At 70.1% G+C, this 15,824-nt stretch carries 15 protein-coding genes; 11 read left to right on the top strand and 4 right to left on the bottom strand.

What is annotated here, in order from left to right:
- Nucleotides 1-2: 2 nt before the first annotated feature.
- The 3 genes from MYSTI_RS20995 to MYSTI_RS20980 form a co-directional block, all read right to left on the bottom strand.
- Nucleotides 3-749 carry a hypothetical protein gene (locus tag MYSTI_RS20995; RefSeq protein WP_015349795.1) on the bottom strand — a complete coding sequence of 249 codons (747 nt, stop codon included), beginning with the start codon at nt 747-749 and terminating at the stop codon, nt 3-5.
- Nucleotides 750-1,065: 316 nt separating this feature from the next.
- Nucleotides 1,066-1,401, bottom strand: coding sequence for an FmdB family zinc ribbon protein (locus tag MYSTI_RS41895; protein WP_015349793.1), 336 nt, complete (start codon nt 1,399-1,401; stop codon nt 1,066-1,068).
- 15 nt (nt 1,402-1,416) lie between these two features.
- On the bottom strand, nt 1,417-2,583 hold the full coding sequence (locus MYSTI_RS20980; protein WP_144370117.1) for a hypothetical protein: 1,167 nt from the start codon (nt 2,581-2,583) through the stop codon (nt 1,417-1,419).
- 408 nt (nt 2,584-2,991) lie between these two features.
- On the opposite strand from MYSTI_RS20980, the gene MYSTI_RS20975 reads away from it, so the two are divergent.
- From MYSTI_RS20975 to MYSTI_RS20955, 5 genes are all read left to right on the top strand, one after another.
- On the top strand, nt 2,992-3,474 hold the full coding sequence (locus MYSTI_RS20975; protein ID WP_015349791.1) for a Fur family transcriptional regulator: 483 nt from the start codon (nt 2,992-2,994) through the stop codon (nt 3,472-3,474).
- 1 nt (nt 3,475) lies between these two features.
- On the top strand, nt 3,476-3,988 hold the full coding sequence (locus MYSTI_RS20970) for a TlpA family protein disulfide reductase (RefSeq protein ID WP_015349790.1): 513 nt from the start codon (nt 3,476-3,478) through the stop codon (nt 3,986-3,988).
- Between the two features lie 110 nt (nt 3,989-4,098).
- Nucleotides 4,099-4,380, top strand: a complete 282-nt coding sequence (locus tag MYSTI_RS20965) for an FtsB family cell division protein (RefSeq protein ID WP_015349789.1) — start codon at nt 4,099-4,101, stop codon at nt 4,378-4,380.
- Nucleotides 4,377-6,539, top strand: coding sequence for a sensor domain-containing diguanylate cyclase (locus MYSTI_RS20960; RefSeq protein ID WP_015349788.1), 2,163 nt, complete (start codon nt 4,377-4,379; stop codon nt 6,537-6,539). Before MYSTI_RS20965 ends, MYSTI_RS20960 begins: the two co-directional genes overlap by 4 nt.
- A 133-nt stretch (nt 6,540-6,672) precedes the next feature.
- Nucleotides 6,673-7,458 carry a class I SAM-dependent methyltransferase gene (locus tag MYSTI_RS20955; protein ID WP_015349787.1) on the top strand — a complete coding sequence of 262 codons (786 nt, stop codon included), beginning with the start codon at nt 6,673-6,675 and terminating at the stop codon, nt 7,456-7,458.
- 7 nt (nt 7,459-7,465) lie between these two features.
- Here the strand turns inward: MYSTI_RS20955 and MYSTI_RS20950 are convergent, their stop codons facing one another.
- On the bottom strand, nt 7,466-9,163 hold the full coding sequence (locus MYSTI_RS20950) for an HAD-IG family 5'-nucleotidase (RefSeq protein ID WP_015349786.1): 1,698 nt from the start codon (nt 9,161-9,163) through the stop codon (nt 7,466-7,468).
- Between the two features lie 84 nt (nt 9,164-9,247).
- On the opposite strand from MYSTI_RS20950, the gene MYSTI_RS41890 reads away from it, so the two are divergent.
- Genes MYSTI_RS41890 through MYSTI_RS20920 form a run of 6 tightly spaced genes read left to right on the top strand, consistent with a single transcriptional unit; the run spans nt 9,248 to nt 15,815 of the window.
- Entirely contained in the window at nt 9,248-9,577 is a 330-nt protein-coding gene (locus tag MYSTI_RS41890; protein ID WP_015349785.1) for a hypothetical protein, read from the top strand.
- Entirely contained in the window at nt 9,574-11,652 is a 2,079-nt protein-coding gene (locus MYSTI_RS20940; RefSeq protein WP_015349784.1) for a serine/threonine-protein kinase, read from the top strand. The genes MYSTI_RS41890 and MYSTI_RS20940 overlap by 4 nt, the downstream gene beginning before the upstream one ends.
- Nucleotides 11,653-11,654: 2 nt before the next feature.
- Nucleotides 11,655-12,320 carry a response regulator gene (locus tag MYSTI_RS20935; protein WP_015349783.1) on the top strand — a complete coding sequence of 222 codons (666 nt, stop codon included), beginning with the start codon at nt 11,655-11,657 and terminating at the stop codon, nt 12,318-12,320.
- Nucleotides 12,321-12,346: 26 nt separating this feature from the next.
- Nucleotides 12,347-13,660, top strand: a complete 1,314-nt coding sequence (locus MYSTI_RS20930) for a M16 family metallopeptidase (RefSeq protein ID WP_015349782.1) — start codon at nt 12,347-12,349, stop codon at nt 13,658-13,660.
- Between the two features lie 32 nt (nt 13,661-13,692).
- A complete protein-coding gene (locus MYSTI_RS20925) occupies nt 13,693-15,120 on the top strand; it encodes a M16 family metallopeptidase (protein WP_015349781.1) in 1,428 nt (475 codons plus the stop codon).
- Nucleotides 15,117-15,815 (top strand): RluA family pseudouridine synthase, encoded by a 699-nt coding sequence (locus tag MYSTI_RS20920; protein WP_015349780.1) that lies wholly within the window; start codon nt 15,117-15,119, stop codon nt 15,813-15,815. Before MYSTI_RS20925 ends, MYSTI_RS20920 begins: the two co-directional genes overlap by 4 nt.
- The last annotated feature ends 9 nt before the right edge of the window (nt 15,816-15,824 follow it).

The raw sequence follows: 15,824 nt of genomic DNA, 5'->3' as shown, positions 1-15,824 counted from the left end.
CCTCAGGGCAGGATGGGCGCTCCCGACTCTTCGGCGCGCGCCAGTCGGCCATCGGTGAAGAAGGCCTTGCGGCGTCCGCCCGGGTACGTCCACTCCTCGTTCTTCGACGTGCCCTCCAGCGAGCGCCGCACCAGCTCCGGCGGGCCCCACGCCATGCGCACGGCCTCCGCCGTCATGTTCGTCAGCAGGCGCTTGGCGCTCACGGCGTCGCGCACGGGCGGCGCCAGCGCGTCGACCTGGGCCTTCGGGTTCTGGGGCGAGAGGTACTTCTCCAGCTCCGCCCGGAAGTCGTTGGGCTGCTCCAGGTTGGGCGGCAGCACCAGGATGAGCGGGGGCGCGTTGGCGGAGCCTTCCTCGGACAGGTAGACCCAGGGCCAGGTGCGGGGCGTGTAGAGGACGCGCTCGGCCACCACCCATGCGGTGGGGAACTCCACCTTGGTGATGCGCAGCTTCGTGCCCACCGGCAGGGTGCGCTCCACGGCCCCGGGGTTGATGGGCTTGCCGCTGCTGTCGTCCAGCATGCGCACGTCCTCGGGCGCATAGGGCGTCAGCAGGCGCTTGGAGCCGTCGCCGAAGAAGGGCGTGACGTTCCCGGAGATGCGCAGGTACTGCACCGCCTCCGGACCCGTGAAGGTGCGCTGGAGGGACGCCCGGGTGTCCGGCGCCATGCGCGTGTAGTTGCCACAGCCGGCCGCGAGCACGGCCAGGCCAAGGAAGGTCAGAGAGGGGAGCAGTCGTCGAGCGAGCATCAGGGCACCTCCGCGGCGCAATCGCGCGGGAGGCCCCTGCTTAGCTCAGCGCGAGGCCTGCGTCAGCGTGGACGCCGCGGCGCCCGTCGCCTCTCGCTTGCCACCGCGACAGCCTCGCTGCGCGGGGCAGACGGGGCCTCGGCCGTGGGGATCCGGCACGAGCAGGAAGCGACCGAACCCGCGCGTATCCGTGAGCTCCGGGTGGCCACACAGGGCACAGCAGCGGGGAGGGCGCTTGGAAGGAGGGAAGGGCACGGGGGGCGAGTGTGCGTCGCTCCCGGACCCCGCGCGAATTTTCAGCCCCTCCGCCCTGCCTCTAGCTCTTGTCGCCCGACGCCGCGGCGGGCGCCGGGGTGCTGCTGGGGGCGCTCGCCGGCGCGGAGGAGGACGTGCTGCTCGCGCTCGTGCTCGGCGAGGACGACGAGCCGCTGCTCGAGCTCGAGGAGGACGTGCTCCCGTCCTTCTTGGTGGAGCTGTACAGGTCGGAGTACCAGCCGCCGCCCTTGAGGACGAAGCTGGAGCGGCTGACGACCTTGGTCAGCGAGCCCTCCGTGCCGCAGGCGGTGCAGGCGGCCGGCGTCGGGTCGGAGATCTTCTGGAGGACGTCGATGATCTTCTGGCAGTTCTGGCAGGCGTACTCGTAGATGGGCATGGTTGCGGTGCCTCTTCAGGGATTGGTGGGAGGGACGCCGGAGTGGATCTGCTTGCGCAGTCCCTCCGCGAGTCCCAGGCGCTCGATGGCGCGGAAGATGAGCTCGCTGGGGGAGCCGTACTTGCGGCCCACGGCTTCGCAGAGTCCGTGCAGGTCCGTGGCGCCCGGGAGGTCGTCCCGCAGCAGCCGCTCCAGCTCCTTGCGCAGCGAGTCGTTGAACTTGCGTTGGATGCCCAGGTCCGCCAGGTACTTCTCGCGGCCGAGCAGATCCAACCGGTGCGTCAGGTGAGAAGTGGCCAGGGCCTCGCGGCGGAAGCGCTCGCGCAGGGCCTCCACCTCTTCGGTCAGCCCCGCGGCGGAGACGAGCCGCTGCAGCTCCGGAGGGCTCACGCCCAGCGCCCACCCCACGCGGCCGGTGGCGCCGCGCTGGCTGGTGTAGGCGTCCAGGAGCTGGAGTCGCTCCTTCTCCTGCAGGGCGTCGAGCAGGCCGTGATCCCTCAGCACCGTCTCCAGGTCCACCAGGGACAGGTCCCCGCGCGAGCCGTTGAAGCGGTGGGAGAGGTTGCGCAGCAGGGCGAAGCGGTGCTCGGAGCCCTCCAGCGTGGCCTCGAGGATCTCCTTGCCGGTGGCGCGCGTCAGCTCCACGAAGGGCGTGCGAGGCGCCTCCACGCGGGTGAAGCGGCCTCGGGGGCGGGGCAGGTCCCTGCGCAGGAAGCTGTGGGCGTCATCGAACTCGGGGGGCGCGGAGGTCGTCTCCTCGTCCACCGAGGCGGCGCGCTTCTTGGGCGCGATGCGCTCCATGACGCTGGCCTCTTCGGCCTTGGCGCCCTTCTTGGCCGCCTTGTCCGCGGCCTTGGCGGCGGAGGGCGAGGCGAAGGAGGGGATGGACGCGTCGGCGGCGGGGGCGCGGGGCGGGGTCTTCTCCTCGCGCACGTAGGCCAGTTCCCGGGCCACGTCGTAGTAGCCGCAGGACTGCCGCTGGGCGGCGACGGAGGGCGCGGTGCCCCGGAGGATGTCCACGACGGCGAAGGGGCCGAGCGGGGAGGTCTCCGGTTCGCCGTCGGTGAGGGCGCGGACTCGGAAGTCCTCGTCCTCGGCCAGGAGGGCAAGCGCCTCCCGGACCTCCGGAGCGGGGGCCGGCGACTTCGCGCGCCGGCAGAAATCCGAGACGGCAACCGCCACGGGGGTGGGAACGTCGTCGGGCTGTCGTCTTCTCTGCCAGGGGCTGGTCATGGAAAGTAGCGGAAAAATGCTCGTTTACGAGGGCGGATGCCTCTATCTTCGCGGCCAGACAGGTGTCAATGAGCCAGTCCGACTCCATTCTAAACAGCCTGCGGCGGTTGCAAGCCACGGTGGAGGCCAGTGGAGGGGGGAAGCCCTCCTTGTCGCTGGCTGCCGGACGTTGCTACCCGAGCGGGCTGGGGGTATCAGACGCCCCCCGTCCGGAGACCAACAGTCGCTGCTGGCACTTTACTTCGTAGAAGATGACCGGAGCCTGGGGGGCTGGGCGGTGCGCGCGGGTCCGGGGCGCGGTTACACGTTAGGCTGAGGAGGCCCGTCGCTGGGTCGGTCTCCTTCCGAGGGATTTCCATGCAGGGCCACAACCACGACCACGACGAAATCAAGGACAAGGACGAGGTGCTCGCCCGCTACATGGCCCAGCACGGCCTGAAGAGCACCCGGCAGCGCAGCCTCATCATCGACACCTTCTTCTCCGTCGGGGGCCACCTGTCGGTGGAGGAGCTGTGGAACAAGGTCCGTGAGCAGGACGCGAAGGTGTCCGTGGCGACCGTGTACCGGACCATGAAGCTGCTCAACGAGTGTGGCCTCGCCCATGCCCGCAACTTCGGCGACGGGCAGACGCGCTACGAGGCCGCGGCGGGCAGGGACCACCACGACCACCTCATCTGCACCCGGTGCGGCACCATCGTCGAGTTCGAGAACGACCGCATCGAGACGCTCCAGGACGCGGTGGCGCGCAAGCACGGCTTCACGGTGACGTCCCACAAGATGGAGCTGTACGGGCTGTGCCGGGACTGTCAGCGCTCGGGCGCCCGGGCCACGGAAGCCTGAGATGAGCTCCGCCGCGCGGGCCCTGGCGTGTGTCCTGCTGCTCGCGCTCGCGGGGTGTCGCGGGACGCGGCCCGTCGATGCCGGGCCGGCCTTCCTCCAGTCGCTGGCCCTGCCGTCGGTGGGGCCCACCCCTCACGAGGTCCGCAAGCTCGTGGGCAAGGTCGTCCTGGTCTCCTTCTTCGCGACCTGGTGCTTCCCGTGCCTGGCGGAGATGCCCAACCTGGAGGCGCTCCAGCGGGACTACGGCGCCCAGGGCTTCCAGGTCGTCTCGGTGGGCATGGACTTGGAGGGCGCCAAGGTCCTCCAGCCGTTCGCCAACCACTACGCGCCGCGCTACCCCGTGCTCATCGCGTCGGAGTGGATGATCGCCGGGCGCAGCGCCTTCGGCCCCATCAAGGGGTTGCCGACCACCGTCCTGTTGGACCGCCATGGCCGCGCGGTGGCGGCATGGCAGGGGGTCGAGAGTCACTCCAAGCTGACGGCGGCCGTCGAGAAGTTGCTGAAGCAGGACTGATGAGCGCCCCTCACGTCGCGGGCCCTTCGTGGCGCGCGTGAGGCGGGTGCTACAGGGCTGGAGCGGAATTCTTGCGGGGGCGAGGCTCGCTGGTACCGTCGACAGCGTTCATGACGGCGCGCGGAAAGCTCCTGGTGGTGGCGGTAGGTGTGGCGGGGGCCTTGAGCCTGCTGTCCGTGGCGGACGCCAAGGGCTTCCGGCGCTACCTCTCCTTGCGGCAGGACGTGGATTCGCTCCAGCAGCGGAACACCTCGCTGGCCGAGCAGAACGAGGCGCTGCGACAGGAGATCGCCGCCTTGCGAAAGGACCCCGCGGCATTGGAGCGGGCGGTCCGTGAAGAGCTCGGCTACGTGAAGCCGGGCGAGCTCGTCTTTCATCTGGAGTCGCCATGACGTCGCTGAGCGCGTTTCCGTCGCCCGGGAAGTTGCTGCGTCATGCCGTGCGGTCGATTCCCGCCGTGGCGGGCATCGCCACGTTCGTCCACCTGGCGCGCGGAGGCTTCCGCGGGCTGCAGACGCTGGGGTGGACGGAGGCCGCGCTGGTGCTGTGCCTGCTGGTGGGCATCGCCGTGGCGGCGTGGCGCCGCGCCATGCGGGGCTCGGTGGGCGCGGTCATCGACCTGCGAGACGACCTGGAGCTGGGCGGCGGGCTGGTGGCCGCCGGATTCATCGTCGTGGCCATCGGGGGAGGGGAGCTCTTCCCCATCGTCTACCTGTTGATGGCGTTCCTGGTGGCCTTCCTGCCTCGCAACGCGGGACTCACGCTCCTGGGCGTGGCGCTGGTGTTCGATGCGCTGGTGACGCTGGGCGGCCCGGTGCCGAACGCCGCGAGCTTCGCGACGCACTCCGCGTTCCTCATCCTCTTCGCGTGCCTCTACCACCTGGTGCTGGCGTCCCGCATCGCGGTGGCGCGCCGCGCGGAGAACGACGCGGTGCAGAAGCGCATCCGCGAGGTGGAGGAGCGCGCGCGCACCTTCCGCCTGGTCAGCTCCGGCACGCACGACAGCTTCAGCGGCATGAGCTCCGACGAGAAGTGGCTGGTCGCGTCGGTGAAGGAGATCGAGGGTGCGGTGCATGCCGCGCTGGAGATCGCCGAGACGGGCCTGCGCACGCACACCTGCGCGGCGTTCCTGCTGGCCTCCGACGACCGGAGCCTCAAGCTCTACGACTGCCGCTCCGGCTCCGAGCGCGTGAACCGCGACCGCTTCGGCGCGGGCGAGGGCATCATCGGCGGCGTGCTGAAGCGCCGCGCGCCGGTGCGGATGAATTCAGCGCAGGGCCTCAAGGGCGTGACGTACTACGAGGGCGGCGGCCCCACGGTGCAGGCGCTGCTCGCGGTCCCCATCATCGAGGGCAGCGGCCTGGTGCGCGGCGTGCTCGTGGCGGACCGGCTGGGCAACGAGCCGTTCAGCGACCAGGACGAGAAGCTGCTGACGACCATCGCCGGCGAGGTGCTGCGCTCCATCGAGGTCGAGCGGGTGATGACGTACATCCGCAAGACGCGCGACGAGAAGGACCGGTTCTTCCGCGCCATCGAGGAGCTCAACCGCGCGGGCAGCCCCGAGCAGGTCTTCGCGGCGGTGCTGGAGAGCACCCGCCAGCTCGCGGGGCTGGACTTCTGCGCGGTGACACTGGTGTCGGAAGTCGACGGCAAGCGGATGCACCGCGTGGCGCGGATGACGGGCGTCACGGCGCAGGGCAAGGCGCTGGAGGGGCGCTCGTTCCAGGACAACAACGGCCTGGTCTCCAACGTGGTGCGCTACGGCGCGCCGCTGCCGGGGCGCGACCTCAAGGCGATGAACCAGCAGATCATCTTCGACGACGAGACGCAGATTCGCGGGCTCGGCGCGCTGAAGATCTTCCCCCTGGTGGCGGGTGACCGCATCCTGGGCACGCTGGTGGCGGGCTCGCGCAAGAAGGCGAACTTCGAGCAGGACGTGCTGCGGATGATCGAGGTCATCGCCATCCAGGCCGCGCAGGCGGTGCTGCGCGCGCAGCTCTACGAGCAGATGGAGCGGATGGCGACGACGGACGGCCTCACGGGCCTGTTCAACCACCGCACCTTCCAGACGAAGGCGGACGAGATCCTGGCCCAGGCGCGCCGCTACCAGCGCAAGTGCTCCGTCGTCCTCACGGACGTGGACCACTTCAAGAGCGTCAACGACACCTACGGCCACCCGACGGGCGACCAGGTGCTCAAGGGCGTGGCGCGCATCATCAAGTCCATGGCGCGCGATACGGACGTCGTCGCCCGCTACGGCGGCGAGGAGTTCGTCATCATCATGCCGGAGACGGACGCCAAGGGCGCCTACACCATCTCCGAGCGGATTCGCGAAGCGGTGAAGGCGGAGGTCTTCCAGACCGAGATGGGGCCGCTGAAGATCACGATGTCGCTGGGCATCGCCACCTTCCCGGACAACGGGATGGAGAAGCAGCAGCTCATCGACCTCGCGGACCAGTGCCTCTACCACTCGAAGCGCAACGGCCGGAACCAGTCCGTCACCGTGGCCATCATGCAGGGCGGCCGGAAGCTCCAGGCGGTCGAGGCGTAGCGCCGTTCGAACGGGAGGGCCGCCGTGCGCTCGCGAGGTGCTGCTGCCCGGGATGAGCCTCGGGCATGCATCGGCCAGGGCATGTGTCCGGACGCGTTGCATCGACGCTCGGCTCGGGCAGGATGCGCGCTCCATGCCTCCCGTGCCGCTCGCCGTGACCACCAGCACCAAGGTGGACGATGTCCAGATTCAAGAGGCGCGGACCGTCGCGGAGCGGTGGGGCCTGCCATTCCTCCGTCGCCGCGCCAAGGAAGGCGTCGCCCCCTGGCTGGGGACGAAGACAGACGCCTTGATTGTCGTGGGCGGTGATGGCGTGACGCTGTGGGAGCCCGAAGGCTCCTTCGGCTTCTCCGCGGGCATGGCTCACCTGAGGCGGATGCGGCTGCGCGCGGGGGAGCCGGACACGTTCGTGAAGGTGGCGGAGCTGAGTCCCGGGGATTCGGTCCTCGATTGCACGCTGGGCCTCGGGCAGGACTCGCTGGTGGCGTCGCTGGCCGTGGGGCCTTCCGGGCGGGTCGTCGGCTTGGAGAAGAGCCTCGCGCTCTGCGTCGTCGTGGCGGAAGGGCTGCGACGGTACGAGCGGGGGGCGGACTCCTGTGCCGTGGACGTGCTGCACGCGGACGCGCACGCGCACCTGAAGACGCTGCCGTCCCAGTCCTTCGACGTGGTGTTCTTCGACCCGATGTTCGCCAAGCCGAAGAAGGCGCAGCCGGCCTTCGAGGTCCTTCGCCGTTTCGCGGAGCATGCGCCCCTCACGCCCGAGGCCCTGGAGGAGGGGAGACGGGTTGCGCGCCGCTGGGTGGTGGTGAAGGGCGCGCGCTACACCGACGACCTGCGCAAGCTGGGCCTCACCGCGGAGCCCCTCTCGCGCTTCTCGGATGTGGCCTGGGGGCGCATCGCCGCCGCCTCCAGGTCGTGACTCCGCCTCAGTCCTTCCCCGCGCCCTTGGGCGGCCCTTCGCTGCCCATGGGGGACAGCCGCGCGGACAGCGCACCGGCCTGCTCGTGGGGCATCTGGTCGCGAGGCGAGCGGTAGTACTGCATGGGCGAGTGGTGCAGGAAGTTCGACACGCGGCTCGTGTAGAGGCACGCGTACTGCTCCACCTGGTAGCCGAAGCGGCTGTTCTCGCTGCCCTCCTTGAAGAGCAGGCCCCAGTACGGATTGAAGCCCTCCTCGACGTCCTCCTCGAGGGTGTCGGCGATGTGCGTCGCTTCCTTCAGCGCGCGGCGCATCCGGTCCAGCTCGGACTTCAGCTGACGCCGCTGCTCGTCCAGGGACTCGCGCTCGGAGGGGGACAGGGGCTCTCGCTCCAGCCTGCGCTCCAGCACGTTGAGCAGCGTCTTGTGGTGATTGACCTCGTCGTCGAGGCGCTCCCGGAGGATCTCCATCTGCGTGAGGGTGCCAATCTCGTTCTGCCGCGTGGCCGTGTAGGTGATCTCGTCTTCAATCTCCTGCACCACCATGCACGTGCGCCACAGCGACGACTTCTTCGACTTCAGGATGTCGCCGTAGATGTGGTCGCCGACGTAGAGGATGTGCTCGCCCCGGTAGCCGGTGAGCTCCTCGAAGCGGGCCAGGTTGCCGCCCGAGTACACCTTGCCCCGGTCCAGCGACGTGGCCTCGCCCAGGGAGCGGCCCTCCTCGGTGGAGGTGTCCAGCTCCAGGAACGGGCGGCCCTCCGTGAAGAAGCCCGGCTTGCCCGCGGCCGTCACCACCACGTCGAAGTAGTTCCGCCAGCTCGGGTACTCCGCGAGCTGTCCGTCGAGCAGGTACTTCATCACCGCGTCCGTGTAGTCCCACGCGGAGTTCGTCAGCAGGAAGAGCCGCTTGCCGCCCGAGCGCAGCTTGTGCAGCGCGGGCCCCAGCTCCGGGTCCAGGAACACGTAGCGGCCCAGGTCCTTGCGCACCTCGCGCTTGAGCGAGTTGTCCCGGTGCACCGTGTCGATGGCGTCGCGGATGTTGTCGTAGAGCTTGCCGTAGTCCACCGTCTGGCCCAGCGACTCCAGCAGCTCGATGATGCCCGCGAACAGGCACGTCTCCGGCAGCGCGAAGAGCGTGTCGTTCCACGCGAACTGGGGGTTGCGCAGTCGCACGCGCTTGTTGCGGTACAGCTCCCGCTGCACCTCGGACTTCAGCGGGCGCAGGCCGTGGTAGGCGCGGCCCACGTGGCCGAACCGGTCCATCTTCAGGATGTTCCCGTTCAGCCGGTCCACCGCCAGCCCGCGCATCACGAAGTGATGGTCGTAGAGCAGGTGCCCCACCACGGCGGGGTAGTGGTACTCGCTGATGAGCTTGGCCAGCGTCATGTCGAACGACAGCTGCTCCAGCCGGCGCATGTGGTAGATGGCCAGCGTGTAGTCCATGTCGAAGCCGATGAGCTCGACGCCGGACATGCGCAGGTTGCGGTTGACGAAGACCTCCCGCGCCCTCGGAACGATGTCCCTGCTGGGCTCGCGGGGCGCGGTGAGCAACCGCGTCAACGCCTCGTCGTCCAGGAGCTGCTGGGCCTGCTGCTCCGCGGCCTCGGCGCGGGCTCGGTTGAGTGGAGAACGGAAGCTCCCGTGAAGCGGGTCCGGAGAGGGCCCGCCCGGGATGGGACGGAAGGGGGACAGAGTTGGAGCCACGGGACGTCAACTCATAACACGCGCCCCTGTCCCCGGCTCGGTCCTTGAGGGCACAGGAAGGGCATGGCACGCTGGAGGACCGCGATGCGTTCGCCTGTTCGACGTCAGCCCTCGGAGTCACCCGAGGAAGTCCATGCGCGCCTGTCCTCCCGGGTCGCCGCGCTCGAGGACCGGGTGCGACGCCTGGAGGCCCGGCTGCGCGCCGCGTCCCCACGCCCCGTGGCGCCCGCCGCCCGAGGTGCTTCCGGACGGGCGGCCGAGCCCGTGGCCCCGGTCTCCCGCCGGGCGCGCCCTCGGTGTCCAGGCTGTACCCTGGAGCTGCCTCCAGGCCGACGCGGTGAGTCGTGTGTCTGGTGCGGTTTTGTCTTCTCCGCCGTGAAGCGGCGCCGGCCGGTGGGAAGAAAGAAGCGATGAGCGCCACCTACCGACTGACGGGCCGCATCGAGACCGGCGAGCTGGCGGAGCTGTACGAGGCCATCCTGGCTCCCTCCGCCGAAGTGGTGGTGAAGCTCTTCCACCCCAAGACGTCCGACCCCGCCTACGCGCTGGACCTGGCCGAGACGACGCGTCGACTCCAGCCCGTGCGCCATCCCGGCGTCCTTCACGTCGTGGACATGGGCGTGGTGCGCCAGCGGCTCGCGGTGGTGCGCGAGGACGTGGATGGCTACCTCCTGGGGACCGCGCTCCAGCGCCTCCACACGAAGGAGGTCGTGCTCCCGTACACGGTGGCCCTCTACATCGTCATCCAGCTGCTGGAGGCCGTGCATCAAGCGCACGAGGCGGGGGTCCTCCACGGGGCCCTCACGCCCGGCAACGTGGTGCTGGGCCGCAATGGCACCCCCGCGGTCTGCGACTTCGGGGCGATGAGCGCACTGCTCGCGGTGCCGCAGCTGCGCAAGTCCTTCGCGGGCCGGGGACGCGGGACGTACCGCGCGCCCGAGGTGACGCGCGGCGAGGCGGCCAGCGAGGCCTCCGATGTGTATTCGCTGGGGGCCATCGCGTACGAGCTGCTCACCCAGCGCGAGCCCATGGCTCCGGGCAGTGGCGTCTCCACGCGCCGCAGCGAGGGCCTGCCGCCGCCCAGCCGGTTGGATCGCCGCATCAACGCGCGGCTGGACCCGATCATCTTGCGGGCACTGGAGCCCAACGCCGCGCGGCGCTTCCGTTCGTGCGCGGAGTTCGCGAACGCGCTGCGCAACTTCCTCTCCGCCAGCGGCGGCATGCCGGGCGTCGAGGACGTGCGCCGCTTCGTCAACGAGCTGTTCCCCAACGAGGTGAGCATCGCCAGCCTGGCGGCCCCCGCGTTCAAGGAGCCCTTCACGCTGGAGCCCATCTCCGGCGCGGAGATGGACGACCTGGGCGCCGAGGAGTCCGAGGCCTCCATCGTCCAGCGCGCCCCCTACAGCCGTTCGCTCACGGAGGCGGAAGCGGGCGCGGACACGCAGGAGGCCGCGCCGGGGTTCGAGGAGTACCGCCCGGAGGAGTACGAGCAGGCCATCCCCCGCGAGCCCGAGCCTCGCGCCCCGCAGGCGGCCCAAGCCCAAGAGGACTGGGCGGAGACGACCCAGTCGGGGGGAACGGCCATGCTCGAGCAGGGCTGGGAGGCCCCTCCGGGCGCCGCGCCGCCGAAGCCTCGTCGGCAGTTGGTGCCCCAGGGTGGAAGCGTGGGGCAGGGCGGCACGCGCGTCGCCGCTCGCAACGCGAGGATGCGCGTGGTGGAGGACTTCTCCACGCCCAAGCCACCGGATGACGACGAGGAGTTCTCCGTCGCGGGACGTCGAGCGGCGGCACGTGCGAAGCGCCCCCCGCCGCCAGTGGAGAAGGGGCCTCCGACGGTCCCCGACGCGTTCCCGGCCGTCATGGCGAAGGGGAAGGCGCGCGATGACATCGCGGTGCCGGCGCCGTCGTCGCCCGCGCTGTCTGCCTCCAAGAGCGCGCCTCCGAACACCAACGAGCGGAAGATCCTCCGGACTCAGGACCGCCGAGGCCGGATGCTCGCCGTCGCCGGTGTGCTGGCGTTGATCGGCCTGTCCACGCTCCTCGTCACCACCTCCCGGACGGAGGCCGAGGCGCCGGAGCCCGAGGCGGCCGCGGTGCCCGACGACGCGCCAGTGGGTCCGACACCGCCGACGCCGATTCATCCTCCGGCGCCCCGGCCCAAGGCCCTCGCCGAGGCCGCCGCGCCCGCCGCGCCCGAGAGCGCGGGCGAGGACGCGGCGGATGAGCCCGTCTCGCACGTGAAGGCGCCACCCAAGGCGCAGCGGGGCTACCTCTCCGTCATCACGAACATGCCCGCGAAGGTGTATCTCGACGGGGTGCTCATCAGCCGCTCGACGCCCCTCCGGCGCTATCCCCTGCGCATCGGACCGCATCAAGTCCGGGTGGTCGCGCTGGCGACGAGCGAGCCGCAGGAAGCCGCCATCCGCATCCAGCGCGGCAAGGACTACCAGTTGTCGGTGTTGGACTTCCGCCCCCTGTCTCGACGGTGAACATGGACCGCACTCGAATCTTCGTCGTCGAGGACCAGCCCCAGCTGCTCAAGAACCTGCTCAAGGTGCTGAGCACGTTCGAGGAGCTGGACGTCGTGGGCAGCAGCCAGGAGGGCGAGGTGGCGGTGGAGGACATCGTCCGCGTCCGGCCGCAGCTCGTGCTGCTGGACCTGGAGCTGCCCGGCATCAACGGCATCCAGGTGACGCAGAAGGTGAAGCGCCAGGCCCCCGAGGTGGAGATCCTCATCCTCACGTCGTTCGACGACGAGCAGAAGGTCTACGAGGCCATCCAGGCCGGCGCCTCCGGCTACCTGGTGAAGCGGGTGGGGCCGGAGAAGATCCGCGCCGGCATCCACGAGGTCATGGCGGGGGGCACCGTGCTGGAGCCCATCATCGCCCGCCGCTTCTGGAACTACTTCCAGTCCGTCCAGGCCAAGCCCGCCACGCCCGAGAAGAAGGCGGACAACCCGTGGAAGCTGACGCCCACCGAGTTCGAGGTGCTGCGCTTCGTGGCCAAGGGCCTGTCCAACGCGGAGGTGGGGCAGGTGATGACGCTCGAGCGGCGGACGGTCCGGACGCACCTGTCGCATATCTACCGGAAGATGGGCGTCAACTCCCATGTGGAGGCGGTGGTGATGGCCCTGCGTGAAGGGGTCGTGGACCTGTAGCCCCGCGCTGTATACGGTGGGGGCCTATGCGCAAGGCTTCCCCGAAGTCCGCTCCCGCTCGCGCGGCGGACCCCTCCCTCGAGTCCCTGTTCGACGTGCACGAGGCCACGCTGCCCAACGGCCTCCAGGTGCGCCTGCTGCCCAATCACCTGGCGCCGGTCGTCAGCCTCTACACCTTCTTCAACGTGGGCAGCCGCAATGAGCGCCCCGGCATCACCGGCATCAGCCACCTGTTCGAGCACATGATGTTCAACGGGGCGAAGAAGTACGGCCCCAAGATGTTCGACAAGACGCTGGAGGCCAACGGCGGCAGCTCCAACGCGTACACGTCCCACGACATGACGGTGTACTACGACGACTTCGCGTCGGACGCGCTGGAGACGGTGCTGGACCTGGAGTCGGACCGGATGCGCTCGCTGCGCATCTCCCAGGACATGCTCACCAGCGAGCGCGAGGTCGTGAAGGAAGAGCGCCGCGTCCGCATGGACAACGACATCGGCGGGATGATGGACGAGGAGCTGGGCACGCTCGTCTACAAGGCCCACGCGTACCGCTGGCCCGTGATTGGCTGGATGGCGGACATCGAGGCCATCTCCCGCGAGGACTGCCAGACGTACTTCCGCACGTACTACGCCCCCAACAACGCGATGCTCTACATCGCGGGCGACATCGACCCGAAGAAGACGCTGGCCCTGGTGCGCCGCTACTACGGCGACATCCCCCGAGGCCCCGCGCCGCTGCCCGTCATCAACGCGGAGCCCGAGCAGCGCGGTGAGCGCCGCTCCACCGTGCGCCACCCCGCGCAGTCCCCCGCGGTGATGATCGGCTACCGAGGCCCCGCCGCGCGCGACGAGGACACCCTGGCCCTGGACGTGGCGCAGTACGTGCTCACCAAGGGGGAGGGGAGCCGGCTGACGCGCTCGCTGGTGTACGAGCAGAAGCTGGCGGTGGGCGTGGGTCTGGACTGGTCCTGGCGCATCGACCCCGGCACCATCCTCTTCTTCCTGGAGCTCAAGCCGGACTCCGACCCGCTGAAGGCGGAGGCCGCGCTGTACGCGGAGCTGGAGAAGCTGGCGCGCGACGGCATCACCGAGCGCGAGCTCCAGAAGGCGCTCAACAACCTGCGCTCGGACCACCTGCGCGAGCTGGGCACCAACAACGGCCGCGCCCACGCGATGGGCAACTACGAGGCCCTGCTGGGTGACTGGCGGCACGTGCTCACCCTGCCTTCCGCCTACGCCGCCATCACGAGCGAGAAGGTGAAGGCCGCCGCCGCGAAATACCTCACCCCCGAGCGCCGCTCCGTCGTGACGGTGCTGCCCGCGCCCTCCGAGGCGTGAGGCCGGACTGACAAGGAAAGCTGAAGCCACCCATGGCCTCCCGCAAGAGCCTCACCCCGAAGTCCTCCCCGCGCCCCGCCGCGAAGAAGGCGCCGTCCCGCGCGAAGAAGCCGGCCGCGACGAAGGCCGCCCCCACCAGTCGCCCGCTGGTGTTCCCTGAACTGCATGACAGCACCACGTCCAGCGGCCTGAAGGTGGTCTCCGCGGAGCGCGGTCCCCTGCCCATGGTGTCCATGCGGCTGGTGATTCGCGCCGGCAGCTCCACCGACCCCAAGGGCAAGCACGGCATCGCGGACTTCGCCGCGCGGCTGCTGCGCCGAGGCACTCGCCGGATGACGGCGGAGGCCATCGACGAGGCCGTGGAGTTCGTCGGCGCGAGCCTGGGCGTCGGCGTGGGCGAGGACACCCTGTCCGTCGCCATCACCACGCCCGCCGAGCACTTCGCGCAGATGCTGGAGGTCATGGGCCAGCTCGTGATGGAGCCCACCTTCCCGGAGTCGGAGGTCGCCGACGCGCGCGAGCGGGCCCTGGCCCAGTTCGCCAACGACCTGGACGAGCCGTCCGTCATCGCCGACCGCGCCCTGGTGCGGGCCCTGTGGGGAGACCATCCCTACGGGCATGACGTCAGTGGCTCGACGAAGACGGTGAGCACGTTCACCCGCGAGGACGTGGTTCGCTTCCACCAGGAGCGGCTGGGCCCCAAGGTGGCCATGCTGGTGGTGGTGGGCTCCGTGGACCCCAAGAAGGTGGCCCAGGCGGCGGAGAAGGCCTTCGCCGGATGGAGCGGCGGCCCCGATGCGCCCATGGTCATCCCCGCGCTGAACCGCGTCGTGGGCGCGGGCCGGGTGGTGGTGGTGGACAAGCCGGACCAGACGCAGTCCCAGGTGCGCCTGGGCGGTCCGGGCTACCGCATGGGCCACGAGGACTACTTCCCGTCCACCGCGATGAACATCGCGCTGGGCGGCGGCTTCACGTCGCGGCTGATGAACGAAGTCCGCGTCAACCGGGGCCTCACGTACAGCATCGGCTGCTGGTTCGACGCGATGCACGCCGCGGGCATCTTCGCGCTCTCCACCTTCACGAAGACGGAGTCGACGCGGGAGATCATCGACGTGTCGCTCGGCGAGATCACCAAGGTGCGCGACTCGGGCATCAAGCCGGGTGAGCTGCGCGACGCGCAGACGTACATGAGCGGCCTCTACCCGCTGCGCACGGAGACGAACGAGTCCATCGCGCACAGCATCGCCGACATCCGCCTGAATGGGCTCGGGGATGACTGGGTGGTGGAGTTCCGCGACAGGCTGCGGGCGGTGACGCCGAAGCAGGTGTTGGCGGTGGCGCGGAAGTACTGCTTCGCGGAGTCGCCCGCCGTGGTGGTGCTGGGCAAGGCCGACGCGGTGAAGAAGCAGCTTCGCGGGCTGGGCCCCATCACCGTGGTGCCGGCGTCGGAGTACGAGTGACCGAGGTTCGCATCCTCTTCGAGGACGGCGGGCTGCTGGTGGTGGACAAGCCGCCCGGGATGCCGGTCATCCCCGGGCGTGACGGCGGAGCGTCGCTGCGGGACATGCTGGAGGCTCGGCGAGGGCAGAAGATCTTCGTCGTCCACCGGCTGGACCGCGACACCTCCGGGGCGCTCGTCTTCGCGCTCGACGCCCAGACCCACCGCTCGCTCTCCGTCGCCTTCGAGGCCGGCAAGGTGCGCAAGCGCTACCTCGCGTGGGTGGAGGGGCGGCTCGACGAGCCTCGGCTCGTGGACGCGGCGCTGGTGGCCGCGCGCAAGGGCCGGATGCGCGTGGCGAGAGCGGATGAGCCCGACGCGAAGCCCTCTCGCACGCGGGTTCGCCCGGTGGAGAGCTTCGACCGCGCGACGCTGGTGGAGGCCGAGCCGCTCACCGGCCGCACGCACCAGATTCGCGTCCACCTGCTGTCGCTCGGGCACCCGCTGCTGCTGGACCACCAGTACGGCCGGGAGCAACCCGTGACGGAGAAGGACCTGGGCGGGGAAGGGGACACCCGGGTCCTCGAGCGCACGCCGCTGCACGCCGCGCGAGTCGAGTGGCCCGCGCTTCCAGGGGTGGCGGCCAGGGCGGTGGAGTCGCCGCTGCCAGCGGACATGGCGCGGACGCGCGAATTGCTGCGGCTCACGCTGCGCTGACGAAGCACG

The sequence above is a fragment of the Myxococcus stipitatus DSM 14675 genome (assembly GCF_000331735.1).
GTDB classification, from domain to species: domain Bacteria; phylum Myxococcota; class Myxococcia; order Myxococcales; family Myxococcaceae; genus Myxococcus; species Myxococcus stipitatus.
The sequence above is the reverse complement of the archived record's forward strand: the minus strand, read 5'-3'. Positions and strand labels throughout refer to the sequence as shown.